Here is a 16,021-nt window from a genome sequence, read left to right as displayed (position 1 = left end):
TTCAAGAAAGCCGCCGCTCAGGGCGGCTTTCTGCTTTCTGGGAGGAAATTTGCCACGGCGGTTTGCGCACCGGGGTTGGATGGATGGGTAGCTACCACAGCACCGTTCAGACTCCGGATCGGTCTGTGGATCGGGGAACGAGCACTGTGGCTGAGAGGGGGAGAGCAGGAAGTCGTCGCCAGCGCCCGGCATTCGGCCTAACGGCTTGCGAATGGCATCGAGCACTTCTGCGAAAGCCATGCCCGGAAAACAAAAAGCCGCTGGCATTGCAGCGGCTTTTGAAATTTGGTGCCCAGAAGAGGACTCGAACCTCCACGATGTTACTCGCTAGTACCTGAAACTAGTGCGTCTACCAATTCCGCCATCTGGGCATCTCAGGAAGCCTCGAATTATAGCGGGATTTTGAGCCTTGCCGAAAAAGTCGAGAAAGAATCATCAACATGAATCCAGCCGATCCGCTCAAGTCCTCGAGGATCTTCAAAAAACAAAAAAGCCGCTTCGTAGGAAGCGGCTTGATTGGCAAAAACCGGTCAGGTTCTCGTTAAACTTGGTGCCCAGGAGAGGACTCGAACCTCCACGATGTTACTCGCTAGTACCTGAAACTAGTGCGTCTACCAATTCCGCCACCTGGGCATTTCAGGAAAGACTCAGATTGTATATCAAAAAAACAAAATCCAGCGCGCCGGTGGCGCCTGCTGACGACGAAATTGAAGGAAGTGTGCAAGGGCACCGTGATGGCCATGGTTTCGTTTTGCGCGACGATGGCGAGGGCGACATCTACATACCCGCGAATGAAATGCGGGCTGTGCTCCACAAGGACCGGGTGCGGGTGCGGGTGGTCCGGCATGACCGCCGGGGGCGTCCCGAGGGGCGCATTGTGGAAATCATCGAGCGTCCGCACCACCCGATCATCGGTCGGCTCTTGCAGGAAAGTGGCGTTTGGCTGGTCGCTCCGGAAGACAAACGCTATGGTCAGGACGTGTTGATTCCGAAAGGTGCAACCGGTTTGGCAAAAACGGGGCAGGTTGTCGTGGTGGAGCTCACGGAACCGCCCGCACTTTTTGGCCAGCCTGTCGGCCGTGTGACCGAAGTTCTTGGCGAGGTCGATGATCCGGGCATGGAGATCGAGATAGCCGTGCGCAAGTACGGTGTCCCACACGAATTCTCTGAAGCTGCGCTGGGGCAAGCCAAAACGCTGCCCGATAAGGTCCGCCCGCAGGACAAGCGCCACCGCATTGATCTCACCGATGTTCCGCTGGTCACCATCGACGGCGAAGACGCCCGCGATTTCGACGATGCGGTGTACTGCGAGCCGGCGAAGATTGGTCGGGCAAAGGGTTGGCGTCTGTTGGTGGCAATTGCCGACGTCAGCCACTACGTGGAAACCGGTAGCTCGATCGACATCGACGCCTATGACCGGGCGACGAGCGTGTATTTTCCTCGGCGCGTAATCCCGATGCTGCCGGAAAAACTCTCCAATGGGTTGTGCTCGCTCAATCCGGAGGTCGAACGCTTGTGCATGGTGTGCGACATGCTGGTAACGGCAAAGGGCGAAGTGCATGCATACCAGTTCTACCCTGCGGTAATGTTCAGCCACGCACGCTTCACCTACACCGAGGTGGCGGCAATTTTGGCCAACACGCGGGGGCCCGAAGCCACCAAGCGTCGGGCCAGAGTGCAGGATCTACTGCATTTGCACGATGCATACCGAGCACTTCTGTCATCGCGTAAATCGCGCGGCGCTGTCGATTTCGAGACCACAGAGACACAGATCGTTTGTGACGACAACGGTCGTATCGAAAAGATCGTGCCACGCACGCGCAACGAAGCTCACAGGTTGATCGAGGAGGCCATGCTTGCAGCCAATGTGTGCAGTGCCGACTTCATCGCCCAAGGTGGGCAGCCTGGACTCTACCGGGTGCACGAGGGACCGACGCCTGAGAAACAGGACATTCTGCGCAACTACCTGAAGGCAATGGGCGTAGGCATGACGATCGGAGACGATCCCAGGCCCGGTGACTTCCAAGCCATCGCAGAAGCCACGAAAGAGCGGCCCGATGCGCAGCAGATACACACCATGTTGCTGCGGTCGATGCAGCAGGCCATTTACACGCCTGTCAACAGCGGCCACTTCGGACTGGCGTATGAGGCCTACACGCATTTCACCAGCCCTATCCGCCGCTATCCAGACTTGCTTGTGCACCGTGTCATCAAGGCAATTCTCGGACAGACAAAATACCGTCTGCCTGCCTTGCCCACGCCGGGAGAGGCGCACGCGAAATTGGCCAAGCGCTTGGCCGCGCGGGTTCCGGCTCCGACGCAGCAACCTCGAAAGCCACTTTCTGCCGCGGCTGTGAAGGAGGTTCAGGCCTGGGAAGCTGCAGGCTTGCACTGCAGCGCCAACGAGCGACGTGCAGACGAGGCGAGTCGCGATGTCGAAGCCTGGCTGAAGTGCAAATACATGCGCGAGCACTTGGGCGAGGAATTCAGCGGCTTGGTGACTGCCGCCACCAGTTTCGGTATTTTCGTCACCCTCGATGCCATGTATGTCGAAGGACTGGTGCACATCACGGAACTGGGAGGCGAGTACTTCAAGTTCGACGAGGCACGGCAGGAGTTGCGTGGGGAGCGCACAGGAATCCGTTATGCCATTGGTACGCGCGTGAGAGTGCAGGTCAGTCGCGTGGATTTGGACGGACGGCGAATCGACTTCCGTTTGGTGCGTGAAGGCGAAGAAGCTCCCGTGACGGCCAAAGCTTCGCGCGGACGAGGTGGGCGGGAAGGCGGACGAGAACCGGCCGCCAAGCACGCAATCTCATCGGAGCCCTCATCAATAGAGTTCGCGGGTCGAAAGTCGAAAAAGAGCAGCCCGAAAGACGCTCGCTCACACGACTCCGCCACGGCCTCCAACAACGCTTCCGCATCCAGAGGGCCTGCCCGTCGTTCAGGGGGAGCGGCCAAGCGAGGAAAATCCAAGCGGTGAACCGCTCGTGACACCGCGGATTTATCAGCCTCTCTCCTAGATCGAAAACGATGACAAAGCCTCTGGATGTTCCCCGTATTGCTGTAATCACCGGCGGTGGATCCGGCATAGGCAAGGCTGTCGCTCTTGCGTTGCTGGACGCCGGTTGGAATGTGGTGCTTGCAGGCCGCAGAGAAGCACAACTAAAAGCGGTTGCAGAAGAAAGCGGAGTGGGCCTGCGCGTGCTTGCCGTGCCGACGGATGTTTCGGAACCACAGGCTGTTGTTCAGTTGTTCGACTTGGCTGTTCAGCGATTCGGGCGTGTAGATCTTCTGTTCAACAATGCTGGCGTTGGCGCTCCAGCTGTTCCTTTGGAAGACCTCCCTCTTGAAGAGTGGAAGCGCGTGGTGGACATCAATCTGAACGGAATGTTTTATTGCCTCCAGCAGGCCTTTCGCGTGATGAAGTCGCAGAGTCCGCGCGGTGGACGCATCATCAATAATGGATCCATCTCCGCGCATGCTCCACGGCCCAACTCCATTGCCTACACTGCTACAAAGCATGCGGTGATGGGGCTCACAAAAACGGCTGCGCTGGACGGCCGCAAATACGATATTGCGGTAGGTCAGATCGATGTGGGTAATGCTGGGACCGAGCTTGCGCAACGCATGACCCAAGGTGTTCCGCAAGCGAACGGTCAAATTGCTGCTGAGCCGTTGATGGACGTGGGTATTGTTGCCCAGTCAGTCTGCTATATGGCCAGCCTGCCTCTGAAGGCGAATGTGTTGTTTCACACTGTAATGGCGACAAAAATGCCGTTTGTAGGAAGAGGTTGAACGTTGCCGATTCAGGCAACGTTCATTTTCTCTTGCTCAACTAGCGCTGTGTGAAGGCTGGGTACGGGCTGAAAACACAGTTTGGCAGTTGAGCGAAGCCATTCGGGAAGCCCGGGCTCCAGCGAGAGGCACCACTCGGCTTGAGTGCGAGGGTGGGGCCACTTCAGGTACCAAAGCTGATACAGGAGACGGTTCAACAGATTCAGTACGTTCCTGGTAGGAAGACAGGAAGGGCCAAGTTTTGCGGACCATGTTGAAACTCCTAGTGGCGATATTTGCTGGGCAGGCGTCGATGCCAAGGCAGTATTGCCAGTAGGTGCCGCGTGGCTTGTAGGACAAGGCATGGGGTGCGTGCGAGCACTTTCTGGGATCTGGCTAAACCTGTTCGTAGACTTGTTGATATGCAAGTGCAGAGGCGCTCCAGCCAAAATCACAGCGCATTCCCGATTGTTGAAGTTGCCGCCATTGATGAGGTAACTTCCAAAATGCCAAGGCTCTGTCCACGGCGCGATCGAATGCTGCTTGGTTGCAGGCCTCCATGACAAAGCCTGTGCCGCGCTCGCCGGGTGCATCCGCATCGACCACTGAGTCTGCCAAACCACCCGTCGGGGAGACTAAAGGAAGGGTGCCGTAGATCTGGCTGTACATCTGATTCAAGCCACAGGGCTCAAAACGCGAAGGCATCAGAAAGCTATCTGCTCCTGCTTCGATTTGATGGGCCAGGGATTCATCAAAGCCGATGGTTACACTCATGTGGAGCCGATGTCGCTGGGCCAGCTTTTGCAGACCTGCTTCCAGCGCAGCATCCCCGCTGCCCAAGACGGCAAGTTGTCCGCCTTGGTTCAGTAGCCGTTCGGCTCCTGCAATAACCCAGTCGATGCCTTTTTGCTGGGTGAGTCGGCTGACCAGGCCGAAGAGCAGCCGCTGCTCGTCATGGGCCAGTCCCAGTCTGTCGCGCAATGCGGTTTTGTTGATTGCCTTGCCTTCCAGGCGCTCTGAAGAAAATGGTGCGGCAATCAGTGGATCCTTGAGCGGATTCCAAAGAGCAGTATCGATGCCGTTCAAGATGCCCCGAAGGACGCCAGACCGGGATCGGAGTACGCCATCCAAACCGAACCCCAGCGCCGGCGTCTGTATTTCACGCGCATAAGTCGGGCTGACAGTCGTAATGGCATCGGCAAATTGCAGGCCGGCTTTCATCGTCGATAGCTGGCCCCAGAATTCGACCCCTTCCACACCAAGATATTCTTCGTGAATTTCAAGTCGGGGAGCCCAATCCATGGGGACCACTCCTTGGAATGCGAGGTTGTGGACCGTCATCACACTTCTGGCAGTCACGGTACCTTGACCTGCCGTTCGCCGATATTGCTGCAGATACAGCGGTGCCAGTGCCGTTGGCCAATCGTTGGCATGAACGATATCCGCGGTCCAGCCGCAAGGGGATCGAGGCGTTGCGATCAAGGCCGCCACACGGCTCAACAACCCGAAACGCAGCGCATTGTCTCCATGCTCCGTGCCACTGGCGTCAGCGTAAGGGGATCCTGCCCGCGCATACAGCTGCGGACACACCAGCAAAAGCAGCGCCACACCGTCGCCGTGCTCCATTCGTAGCAGTTGGGACACTGGCCATGGTCCCTCCGCCGGTACGGTGAAAAGGCCTGTGATCTGACCTTGCGAGGGGATGTCCGGATAAGCCGGCATCAGCACCATGACCTCATGGCCCAGAGATGCTAGGGCTGGCGGTAGCGCGGCACTGACGTCACCCAATCCTCCGGTTTTGATGAACGGTGCGCATTCCGACGTAGCAAAGAGAACTTTCATTCTTCAGATTCTCGCCCTGCGAGCACCGCGAAGGGGAGAGAAGGGCGATCAGGCACTATTTCGCCCAGCAACTCTTCCATGTCCCATCCTTGGTTTTTAGGTGGTTCGAAGGCTCGCCCCGTCAGCCAATTTTCCCAACGTACGGTCTTTGCAAGCGCAGGGTGGGCCGAAGTCACGTGGAGCTGGGTGCCTCGCCACCCCATGGCTGCCAAACCATACAGGAGGCGTGCGCAGACCACCACAATGGCTTTTCCATCCCGGATGCGGGCGAATGCAAATGCGTGGTCTGCACACGGCCCTTCAAGCGAGAGCGGTAGATAAGTGGATTGGCGGAAGAGCTCGGGCAAACATTGCCGCAACTGCAGCAGCCTCCAGGTCACCAGTTGCTTGGCTTCGGGAGAGGGGATCGGCCCCATCAATTTTGCCCAGTCTGAGGGCTTTGGATAGCTGCCGTCATAAAGGCTCTGCAAATTCTTCAGAGAGCTCTCCAGCGACATGAAGTCCACGGGCCGCCGGTTGTCAGGATCCACCAGACTGAAGTTCCACTGTTCGCAGCCTTGATAGATGTCCGGCACACCGGGGACGGTGAGTTTGAGAGCCAATTGGCAAAGACTGTTGCGGAAGCCGTAAGGCGCAATGGATTGCACGAAGCTTTCCAGCTCGCGCACAAACCTTTCGGTCGCCAGGGCTCCATCGATATAGCGTGCCACGGCAGCTTCATAGCTCTCGTTGGGGAATAGCCAGTTCGTCTCCTGCTTTGCCTCGCGCATGGCCTTCACCATGTACTGTTGTATCCGCTCGCGCAGCTCGGCCCGCTCCTGAGGCTGGGTTGCGTGCGTGGGCCAGATCCCTACCAATGCTTGGTAAAGCGCCCACAGGTCGTGGGGTCGAGGTGCCTCTGCTCCATCGACCTCGGAGCAGAAGCGACTTCCCAGTTCCCTGAGTTGCAGGGCGGTGTCTTCCCAGAGCGCAGGGATCTCCGACAGTACGTTCAGCCGCGCGCGAAGGTCCTCCGACCGCTTGCTGTCGTGGGTCGACGTGGCGAGCAGGTCATTTGGAAGATGGCGGGCCCTTTGTTGGTTCGCTTGATGGAATGCGGCGCATGTCAGTCCGAACCGGCGCGGCTCGGAGCCCACTTCATTGAGTGACACTAACCGGACATACCGGTAAAAGACGGTGTCCTCTACCGATTTGGCCATCACCGGAGCTGTGAATTGCTGCCACCGTCGAATGAAGCGTGAGCGCAACTGCGGTGCCGATCCGGCGTTGCCCAACAGCACACTTTGCAGGTATGCAAGAACGCCGCCTTCGCTGGTTCCCATATGGCGACGTGCCGCAGAAATGGCCCATTCGACATGGCGTTTGTCGGTGTCGCTCGCGGCAGTGTCGTCGGGTACCAGATAAGTGCGGTAGACGGGAAAAACGGCTGCCACTTCCGTGAGAGCCAGCCGGAGCTGATTGCGAGTGAAATCAATCGTGCGCCGATCCGCCTGGGCGATGCGGTAGAGCGTGTCTGCAAGCCATCCGAGATCGCTGTACAGAGACGTTTCGATGATGTGCTTCTTGCACTCGTAGACCGCTTCCTCGAACTCTTTGCGGTCACCAGTGAAACTGGTGTAGGCATCGTCGAACGCTGCCTGAGAAGCTGGGTCCACGAAAAGCCCGTTCACGAGACTGCCGAATCGATAACCCGTCGAACCATGCACCGGCCAATCGGGGGGGAGGGGTTCATGGTCTGCCAGAATTTTTTCCACTACGACATACAGAGCCCTGGGTTGCTGGCCTGCGGCCCTTGAAAGCGCGGAGTAGCGCCGCTGCAGGCGCTCGAAATACTGCGCCGGATGTGCCAGGCCATCTGGATGGTCAATGCGCAGGCCGGAAATGCGGCCTTCAGCCAGCCAACGGAAAATGCAGGCGTGTGCAGCTTCAAAAACGGAAGGGTCTTCCATGCGAAGCGCAGCCAGCGAATTCACATCAAAAAATCGGCGGTAATTGATGTCATCCCCGGCCACACGCCAATCTGCGAGCCGGTAGGCTTGGTCTCGCAGCAATTCGTCCAGCGCGTCGAAGCTCTCCGGTTGGCCCTGGTGGCCATTCCACTTTTCCAGGCATGCCGCGATCCACTGGCGCAGCCAAGGATTTGCTGCCACCAAATCCGCGAGCCGAAGCTGGTGGAGCGCGGAGTCACGCAGGCGCACGGTGCGTTCTGCCTCTGACGTGGAATTGCGATCGGGTAGTCGGCCAAAGGCGTCGATCAGCGAGTGGACCTGGGCTGCACTGCCCGCATCCGAATCGCCATCTGGAACCGGGGCGGGTAATGCGGCGAAGATGCGCGCGTAATGGCAGGGGTCGATAGGTAAGCGGTGATCCCAATAGCGCACCACAAATTGCCCCGTGTCGGCATCGAAATCAAGGCGCAATTCGCCTGCTTCGAGGACCTGGCCAAACTGCGCTCCGAGCATCGGCAGAAGCACACGGCCCTGCAGGCTTTCGGAAGCGGGTTCCCACTCGATGTCGAAGTACGTGGCATGGACAGATGCTTTGCCATGCTCCATGACATCCTTCCACCAAGGGTTGGAAGCTTCCATCACCCCCATGTGGTTGGGAACGATGTCGAGCAGCTGACCGAGCCCGGAGGCTTTCAGCGCATCACATAGCGCGGCGTGGCTTTCATCCGTCCCTATTTCAGGATTGAGTTGCGTGGGGTCAACGACGTTGTAACCGTGCATGCTGCCCGGGGCTGCCTTGAGGTAGGGCGAGCTGTAGAGATGGCTGACTCCCAGTGCCTTTAGATATGGCACCGCCCCCGTCATGTGAGCGAACGTGTTGTCCTTATGGAATTGGACACGGTAGGTGGCCAGGGGGATATCTGCCGTTTCCAGCGCAGGCAATTCCTCTGCGGGGTGCTGCATCGCAGGACGACCGCGGTGTTCGCGCATTGCGGCCGCCACCGCTAGAAAACAAGGATTTGTGGCCAGCCGGTCCACAGGTACGGTCAATCGGCGGCGCCAGTTGGGCTGCATGTCTTCTGTGGAGCCTGGCACATTGACCTGCTCCAATTGGCCGATGGCATCCTCGATCTGCACTGCGGCAAGCCAACAGGGTGTCCGTGCCAGGTAGGCATGCACGGCAGCGATGAATTCCGAAGTAGCCTCTGGGACGGACTGGGCGTCTACGGTAGCACCCTCAGGCAAGAGGCCTTCTTCCTGAAGCGCCATCAGAAGCCGCACGCGGTCCTGGGCGCGTTCGATCAAACTGCGCGCATGCGCTTCGGAGTCTTGCAGCCAGCCCAGGCGGCGCTGCACTTCAATATCTTCTCCAGCCCAATAGCCGCGCAGAGTCGGAAGGTCATGCGTGCTGACCACGGCCAGCGCCCGGGCAGGCCACTGCGCCGGCGGGCGGAATGTGCCTCCATCCATACGCTCGAAAATAAGGGGGCGGTACGAGAGCAAATCTCTTTGCGCCATGGCTTCACGCATTTGTGGAGCCACATTGCCCAGATCTTCTCCAATCACCAAGCAGCGGTGCCGGTGGCTCTCGATGGCCAGCACGGCCATGAGGGCCTCCAGGGGATAGGTCACGTAGGTTCCTTCCCCGGCATGGGTCCAGAACAACCGCATCAAAGCCATGACGTGGTCCATGCGCAGGGCGCCTGCGGACTGCATCACTGCGTGCAGCAAGCGCCGGATCGGCATGAACCGGGCCACCGTCAATGCCACCGGATTGAGCGGGGGCAATCCCCAATCCTGGCCCTGCGTATTGAGCGGATCAGGTGGCGCGCCGACATGCATGCCGCGAGCGTAGAGAGCCTGGCTCGTCCACGTTTCGGAGCCGCCATCGTTGGCTCCCACGGCCAGATCGCAATACAGGCCGAGGGGCATCAATGCACGGGCACGTTCGCTGGCTTGGACCAGTTGCGTATGCGCGACCCATTGCAGCCACATGCGATAGGCCACCAGTTCCGCATGCTCTCTCGAAAACTCCTGGGCCCCGGCACCCGCTGGATCCTGCAACGCTTCAGGCCATGCCGGCCAACCCCAGACGTCAGGTGAACTGCGGGAAAGGTGGATCTGGACTGCCTCGAACAGTGCATGGGGGCCCAGCGTTGCGCCATGTTCCTGCATAAACGTCTGGAACGCCAAGCCGCGGGGGCTCAGGGGCTTCCAGTCGTTGTGCAGGAAGTCGGCCCACAGCAAGGAAAGAACTTCTTCCTTCACGGAAGCCACGCCCTCGTAATGCACGGCATCGGCTTCGCGCAAGGCCTGCAGGCGTTGCTGGAAGACGCCATCCGCCCACAATGCCTGTGCTCGGGTGCAGCGCAGGAATTCCGGTGTCGCGGAGACATCAATGAAAAGCGGGTTGAGTGCGAGGCGGCTGGATGGACTGTATGGGCTTGCCTCGTTGGGCCGGTCCATCCGCAGCGCGTGAAGAGGACTCAATCCCAGAAAGGCTGCGCCCTGCGCCGCCGCTGTGGCAATCAGTTCGGCCAGGTCGGTAAAGTCGCCAATACCCCAATTGCGTTCCGAGCGCAGAGCGTAGAGTTGAACGCTCAGTCCCCACCACCGCTCACCATGGCGCAGTGGTTCCGGGGACCAGCAGCGCGACGGTGCAACGATCACGAAGCGCTCAACCGGCGTGCCGGTTAGAAGGTAGTAGCCGGCACGCAAACTTGCAGGCAACTGTGCCGATGGTCCCGAGCCTTCGCAGACTGTCTCCTGGGCCTCCACTTCACTGGTGACGAGCCGCCAGGGGCTGGCATGGCCCAGGTCGATGACCCATGGCTGTCCTTCTTCTACGACGATCGGTGAAGGTATTGCCGAAGCATCTGCATGCGATCCCATCGCCGTTAGGGCCTTTTCGAGCACCTGGTGCGGCACTTCGCGCGACTCTCCCCAGAAACTCGTGTAGTGCAAGGCGATGCCCGCGCGCTCCGCCATCCGCCGAAGGGTGTCGGGGTCTGCATTGTGAAAATCAGTCATGCTGATGCTCTCCGCAAGATCCAGCGAGCCGACCAGGGAGCCCATTTACGGGTGTCATTCCAGCGGTGCAGGAATACAGTCGTGTCGTTATCGCTGCTAGCACCGCCTTCTTCCTCAACTGCAACGGGGTCGCTGCCCAAGTTCACTTCCATCAAGAGCTGCGCTCCATCGTCATAGGCCCAGGTCACGCGAAGGCCTGTCGAACCTATCCGTGTCGAGGCGTGTTCTCCGTTGCGCAACAGGTGCGTGCGCGCAGCGATCCAGTCGCGCCGGGTTGCCAAGCCGGCGCGCACCAGCGCCAAACGTGCCTTTCCGGCGACAGACTCTGTGTCACTCCAGTTCAAGCGACTGCGTTCGAAGGTCTGGAGGTCGCAGGGGTCGGGCAACTCCACTCCGGAGCCGGCTTCGAGCCGGAACTCGCGTTGGCGCCCCTTGCGTACCGCTTCGCGGAGATCACCTTCCCAGTCAGCGAAGTACAGGAACGGTGTTTGCGCTCCGAATTCGTCGCCCATGAAAAGCATGGGCGTTGCCGGTGTGAGCAGGGTGAGTAGCAGTGCGAGGTCCGCTGCCGGCGGCTCGACCAAATGGGCAAGGCGTTCGCCGAACGCGCGGTTTCCGACCTGATCGTGGTTACCGAAGAAGTTCACCAGCGTTTCCTGCGACTGGGCGACAGCGGGTTGGAGTACCAGGCGCTGTCCTTCGCCGTTGCGTGGCGAAGGCGCAAAGACGTAGCCGTTCACGAGACCATTGGCCAGTGCTTCGAGCGGGGATCGGGCATAGTCGGCGTAGTAGCCTTGGCGTTCTCCTGTCAGGCTGGCATGCAAGGCATGGTGGAAATCGTCATTCCACTGCGCTTCATAGCGTCCCGGCTCCGGGCGAGAAGACAGACGCACTGCTTCATTCTTGTCGTTCTCCAGAACAAGATGAATGTGCCGGCCCGTCGTCGCCTCACGAACGCGTCGAGAGATTTCGTCGAGGATGTGCGGAGTGCTGTCGTCCACGATGGCATGAACGGCATCCAGCCTCAAGCCATCCAGACGAAACTCATTGACCCAATAGAGTGCGTTGTTCACGAAGAACTCCCGCACCGGACCGCTGTCCTTTCCATCGAAATTGATGGCAGCGCCCCAGGGGCTATGGTGGGTATCGGAAAAAAACGAAGGCGCGTATCCGCCGAGGTAATTGCCGTCGGGGCCGAAATGGTTGTACACCACGTCAAGGAACACCATCAGCCCATGCGCGTGGGCTGCGGCGACAAACCGCTTCATGTCGTCCGGAGATCCGTACGCAGGATGTGGCGCGAAGTGCAGCACGCCATCGTAGCCCCAGCCATGGCGACCGCCGAAGGTTGCCACAGGCATCAACTCCACTGCCGTGATGCCGATCTCTACCAGCCACTCGAGCCGACCGATGGCTGCGGCAAACGTGCCCTCGGGAGTGAAGGTGCCAACGTGAAGTTCATACAGAACGACCTCGTTCCATGGACGACCGCGCCAGTTCTCGTCGTCCCAATCGAATGCCAGGGGATCCGTGACCTGGCTGGGGCCATGGGGGCCATCCGGATTGCTTCTGGATGCCGGATCTGGGACGAGCGGTCCGCCATCCGGCTGCCACTGGTACAACGTTCCTGCACCGGCCTGCGGCAGCTCTGCAGTCCATTGACCATTTTCACCCCTTTGGGCCTCGACATGCTCAGGTGCCGCACTGGCAGCCGTCCGATATTGAAGAGTCAGTCGCTTGGCTGCTGGAGCCCACAATGTGAATTGGACGCCGCCTTCGGGGCGAAGGCAGGCGCCCATCGGCATGTCGTGCCGGTGTTTCATGGATGAGTGTCTGGTGTGGTTGCAGTAAGGATGGCCATGGAATGCGGCGGCAGCACATACTGCCCGGCGGAGGGGACGGTGGGCGCGTCTGGTGGTGGTACCTCGGCGGTGCGCGTATCTGCCCGTACTGCCCAGGCTCGCGTCTGTTCCTCCTTGGGCAAGGTGAAGGTGGCCTCTTCCCCTGAAGCGTTGAAAAGTACGAGCGCGGCGCCGTGGCCTGCATCGGTGTCCATCAAAGCGGCAACGCATCGGGCCAATGGGTCGTCCCATTCTTCGGGCGTCATCGGAAGCCCCCACACGCTGTGCCAATGCACGCCTACGCACCCGGTCGTGTCGCTGTTGGCGGGGGCTGTGCGCAATGCAGGCAGTTCCCGCCGCAGGGCGATCAGCGACTGTGTGAATCTGCGTTGGTCTGAGTGCCGATTGGCATCGTCCCAGTCGTACCACGACAAGGGGCTGTCCTGGCAATAGCCGTTGTTGTTTCCGTTTTGTGTGCGCGCGTTCTCGTCTCCCCCCAGGAGCAGGGGCGTCCCATGCGACACGAACAATGTCGCAAGGAAATTGCGCATCTGCCGTTGCCTCAGATCGAGGATGCCGGGGTCATCGGTGGGCCCTTCCGCGCCGCAGTTCCAGCTTCGGTTGTGGTTCTCTCCGTCCCGGCTGTCTTCCTGGTTGGCCTCGTTGTGCTTTTCGTTGTAGCTGACCAGGTCTGCCAGCGTGAATCCATCGTGTACGGTGACGATGTTCACGCTGTCCGTGGCGGGGCGGCGGCGAGCCTCCAACAGGTCTGCGCTTCCGCAGAGACATGCGGCAAAGGAGGGCAGGCTGCTGTCGGCACCGCGCCAGTAGTCGCGCACCACGTCGCGGTAGCGGCCGTTCCATTCCATCCAGCCATCCGGAAAGCCGCCCACCTGGTAGCCATCCGGCCCCAGGTCCCAAGGCTCGGCAATCAGCTTGACGCGAGAGAGCACCGGGTCTTGCGCCACCGCCGCAAAGAACGCTGCGCGGTGCGTGAAGGCGCCCGAAACATCACGACCCAGCGCACACGCGAGGTCGAAGCGGAATCCATCCACATGCATTTCCGTGACCCAGTACCGCAGGCTGTCCAGGACCAGCCGCAGGGCGGCAGGGCTGCTGGTGTCCACGGTGTTTCCGGTGCCTGTGTAGTCCACGTAGAAGCGCGGATCTTCCGGGGACAGACGGTAATAGGCTGCGTTGTCGATGCCCTTCAGGCTGAGCGTAGGCCCCAGGTGGTTGCCTTCCGCCGTGTGGTTGTAGACCACGTCCAGGATCACCTCGATGCCGGCCGCATGCAGTGCTTTGACCATCGCTTTGAATTCGTCGGTGCCGCCATCTCCCCGATTGGCTGCATACCTCGGTTCTGGTGCGAAAAATGCGATCGTGTTGTAACCCCAATAATTGGCCAGTCCCGCATCCACGAGCCGCTTGTCGTCGACGAACGCCTGCACAGGCAGCAATTCGATGCTCGTCACGCCCAGCTCTTTCAGGTAGCTGACCGCCGCCTCCGATCCCAAGCCGGCGTAGGTGCCGCGCAGGTGCTCTGGCACACCCTGCAATGTCTGGGTGAACCCCTTCACATGCATCTCATAGAACACAGTCTTCGCTGGCGGGACGCAGGGGTAGGCATCGTCTTCCCAATCAAAGCGCGAGCGCACGACGATGGCCTTGGCTGCGCTTGAGCCGTTGTCGACATCGCTCAAGGCGAAGTCTTCGTCCTCATGGCCAATCTCGTATCCAAACTGCAGGTCATCGCCTAGAACGGGTCGGTCCAGCGCCTTGGCGTAAGGGTCGATCAGCAATTTGGCGGGGTTGAACCGCTGGCCCTTGGCAGGGTCGTAGGGCCCGTGTACGCGGAGTCCATAGCGTTGCCCGGGCTTCAGCCCCTTGACGTGCCCGTGCCATGTCCCCGCCGTGAAGGAGGGGAGGGGCAGGCGTGCGGCTTCCGCATCATCTGCCGCAAACAGACAGACCTCCACCCGCTCGGCGCCGGGCGCATGGACCGCGAAATTCACGCCATGCCTGTCCGCGGAAGCGCCGAGGGGCCATGGCCTGCCGACATCGACGGAGTAGCGGGCTGCGCGAGGGCGGCGTGGGGTGGATGATGTGGTGGATACAGCCTTTGCGCCTTCGCTCATGCAGCCACCTTCATTCCGGAGGCATCGGAAGGCTGGGGCAGGGAAGGACGCGCAAGGCCGATGCTTGCCGTGGGGGCCTGGAGACTTTGGGGCTTGAAGAATTGCCGTGGCACCACGACGATGCCGCTTTCGGTGACATGAAAGCGCTTGCGGTCTTCTTCAAGGTTGAAGCCAATGCGCTCGTGTGCAGGGATATCGTTGTCCTGGTCGATGATGGCCCGCCGTACCTGGGCACCGCGCCCGATGCGCGATCGCTCCATCACGATGCAGTGCTCGAGCCGTGCGTCCCGCTCCACGACGACGGAGCGCCGCAGCATGGCATGGTCCAGCGAAGCTCCATCCACGATGCTGCCCGAGCCCACGACGGAGCGATGGATGACACCGTTCTCGATCTGGGCCGACTCGGCCTGGTCCGGGCTGGCATAGATGGGCCAGTGCCGGTTGGTCATGCGAAAGCGCGGGGTGGCCCCCAGTGTGTCGAAATGGGCGTTGTAGTAGGAGTCGATGGTGCCCACATCACGCCAGTAGCCGTGCTCTTCGTAAGGCTCGGTGCCAGGAATGGTGTTGGTATCGAAGTCATAGGCCATGAGCCGGTGCGACCGCAGCATGGCGGGCAGGATGTGCTTGCCGAAGTCGCTATGCCCGGTTTCATGGGCTTGTCGCAAGGCGTCCAGCAGCACATCTGCATTGAAGAGGTAGTTGCCCATGGAAGCCAGTGCATGGGTGGAGCTGCCAGGCATGGGTTGCGTCGTCTGCGGCTTCTCGACGAAGTCTGTGATGCGGTGGTTGTCGTCCGTCTCCACGATGCCGAACTGGTTGCATTCGGCGAGCTTCACAGGAATGGTGGCCACGCTCACATGCGCGTCGTTCTTGACGTGGAAGTCGATCATCTGGCGCACGTCCATGCGGTAGATGTGGTCCGCCCCGAACACCGCCACGATGTCGGGTCGGAATGACTCGATGAGGTGGATGTTCTGGTACACCGAGTCGGCAGTGCCTTGGAACCACTCCGGTCCATTGCGCATCTGCGGCGGCACTACCGTCACGAAGTGCTGGGGAATGAAGCGCGTCATCGTCCATGACTGCCGGATGTGTTCGATGAGCGACTGCGACTTGTATTGGACGAGCAGGTAGATCGAATAGATCTCGGAATTGACGAGATTCGACAGCACGAAATCGACGATGCGGTGCTTGCCGTTGAAGGGCACTGCCGGCTTGCAACGCTCGGCGGTCAGCGGGTGCAGGCGCGAGCCTTCGCCGCCGGCCATGACGATGGCGAGAACGTTCTTGGTGCTGGACATTTGGGGGACTCCCGGAGGTCGACGTTGAAAGGCGCGGAAACGTGGGTGTGCCGCTGCCATGTGAACGTCCGACGCGCTCAAACCCCATCGGTGACGATGGGGTAGAACGACATCAGGAGTGACATGGCGGGTGGCTTCCTTGC

Annotated in this window: 7 protein-coding genes and 2 tRNA genes; 2 read left to right on the top strand and 7 right to left on the bottom strand. The window is 60.1% G+C overall.

The genetic code is table 11. From position 1 onward, the window contains the following. Nucleotides 1-286: 286 nt before the first annotated feature. Together BM144_RS05645 and BM144_RS05640 are read right to left on the bottom strand one after the other, a co-directional pair. Nucleotides 287-371 (bottom strand) — tRNA-Leu (locus BM144_RS05645). Between the two features lie 177 nt (nt 372-548). Next, nucleotides 549-633, bottom strand: a tRNA-Leu gene (locus BM144_RS05640). Between the two features lie 19 nt (nt 634-652). On the opposite strand from BM144_RS05640, the gene rnr reads away from it, so the two are divergent. Both rnr and BM144_RS05630 read left to right on the top strand, forming a co-directional pair. Then, complete coding sequence (rnr, locus tag BM144_RS05635; protein WP_092950317.1) at nt 653-2,983, top strand: ribonuclease R; 2,331 nt, start codon at nt 653-655, stop codon at nt 2,981-2,983. A 50-nt stretch (nt 2,984-3,033) separates the two neighbouring features. Continuing rightward, nucleotides 3,034-3,798 (top strand): SDR family oxidoreductase, encoded by a 765-nt coding sequence (locus BM144_RS05630; protein ID WP_092950316.1) that lies wholly within the window; start codon nt 3,034-3,036, stop codon nt 3,796-3,798. A 375-nt stretch (nt 3,799-4,173) separates the two neighbouring features. Here BM144_RS05630 and glgA read toward each other — a convergent pair whose 3' ends face one another. The 5 genes from glgA to glgC are packed head-to-tail and all read right to left on the bottom strand — an operon-like array spanning nt 4,174 to nt 15,878. Beyond that, entirely contained in the window at nt 4,174-5,619 is a 1,446-nt protein-coding gene (glgA, locus tag BM144_RS05625; RefSeq protein WP_092950315.1) for a glycogen synthase GlgA, read from the bottom strand. Next, nucleotides 5,616-10,643: a malto-oligosyltrehalose synthase gene (locus BM144_RS05620; protein WP_245783552.1), complete on the bottom strand. Its 5,028-nt coding sequence runs from the start codon at nt 10,641-10,643 to the stop codon at nt 5,616-5,618. Before BM144_RS05620 ends, glgA begins: the two co-directional genes overlap by 4 nt. Then, complete coding sequence (gene treZ / locus BM144_RS05615; protein WP_092950314.1) at nt 10,595-12,421, bottom strand: malto-oligosyltrehalose trehalohydrolase; 1,827 nt, start codon at nt 12,419-12,421, stop codon at nt 10,595-10,597. The genes BM144_RS05620 and treZ overlap by 49 nt, the downstream gene beginning before the upstream one ends. After that, nucleotides 12,418-14,577, bottom strand: coding sequence for a glycogen debranching protein GlgX (gene glgX, locus BM144_RS05610; RefSeq protein WP_092950313.1), 2,160 nt, complete (start codon nt 14,575-14,577; stop codon nt 12,418-12,420). Before glgX ends, treZ begins: the two co-directional genes overlap by 4 nt. Next, the gene (glgC, locus tag BM144_RS05605; RefSeq protein ID WP_092950312.1) at nt 14,574-15,878 is read right to left on the bottom strand and encodes a glucose-1-phosphate adenylyltransferase; all 1,305 of its coding nucleotides are present in this window, start codon (nt 15,876-15,878) and stop codon (nt 14,574-14,576) included. Before glgC ends, glgX begins: the two co-directional genes overlap by 4 nt. Nucleotides 15,879-16,021: the final 143 nt, after the last annotated feature.

Source organism: Paracidovorax konjaci, assembly GCF_900112675.1.
In the GTDB taxonomy this organism is placed as follows: Bacteria; Pseudomonadota; Gammaproteobacteria; order Burkholderiales; family Burkholderiaceae_C; genus Paracidovorax; species Paracidovorax konjaci.
Note: the sequence above shows the minus strand (reverse complement) of the source record. Positions and strands in the feature narration are given on the sequence as shown.

Bases quoted from the DNA above. Each gene is read 5' to 3' on its own strand.
- BM144_RS05620 (WP_245783552.1), bottom strand. From the start codon at position 10,643: ATGGGCTCCCTGGTCGGCTCGCTGGATCTTGCGGAGAGCATCAGCATG.
- glgC (WP_092950312.1), bottom strand. From the start codon at position 15,878: ATGTCCAGCACCAAGAACGTTCTCGCCATCGTCATGGCCGGCGGCGAA.
- treZ (WP_092950314.1), bottom strand. From the start codon at position 12,421: ATGAAACACCGGCACGACATGCCGATGGGCGCCTGCCTTCGCCCCGAA.
- BM144_RS05630 (WP_092950316.1), top strand. From the start codon at position 3,034: ATGACAAAGCCTCTGGATGTTCCCCGTATTGCTGTAATCACCGGCGGT.
- glgA (WP_092950315.1), bottom strand. From the start codon at position 5,619: ATGAAAGTTCTCTTTGCTACGTCGGAATGCGCACCGTTCATCAAAACC.
- glgX (WP_092950313.1), bottom strand. From the start codon at position 14,577: ATGAGCGAAGGCGCAAAGGCTGTATCCACCACATCATCCACCCCACGC.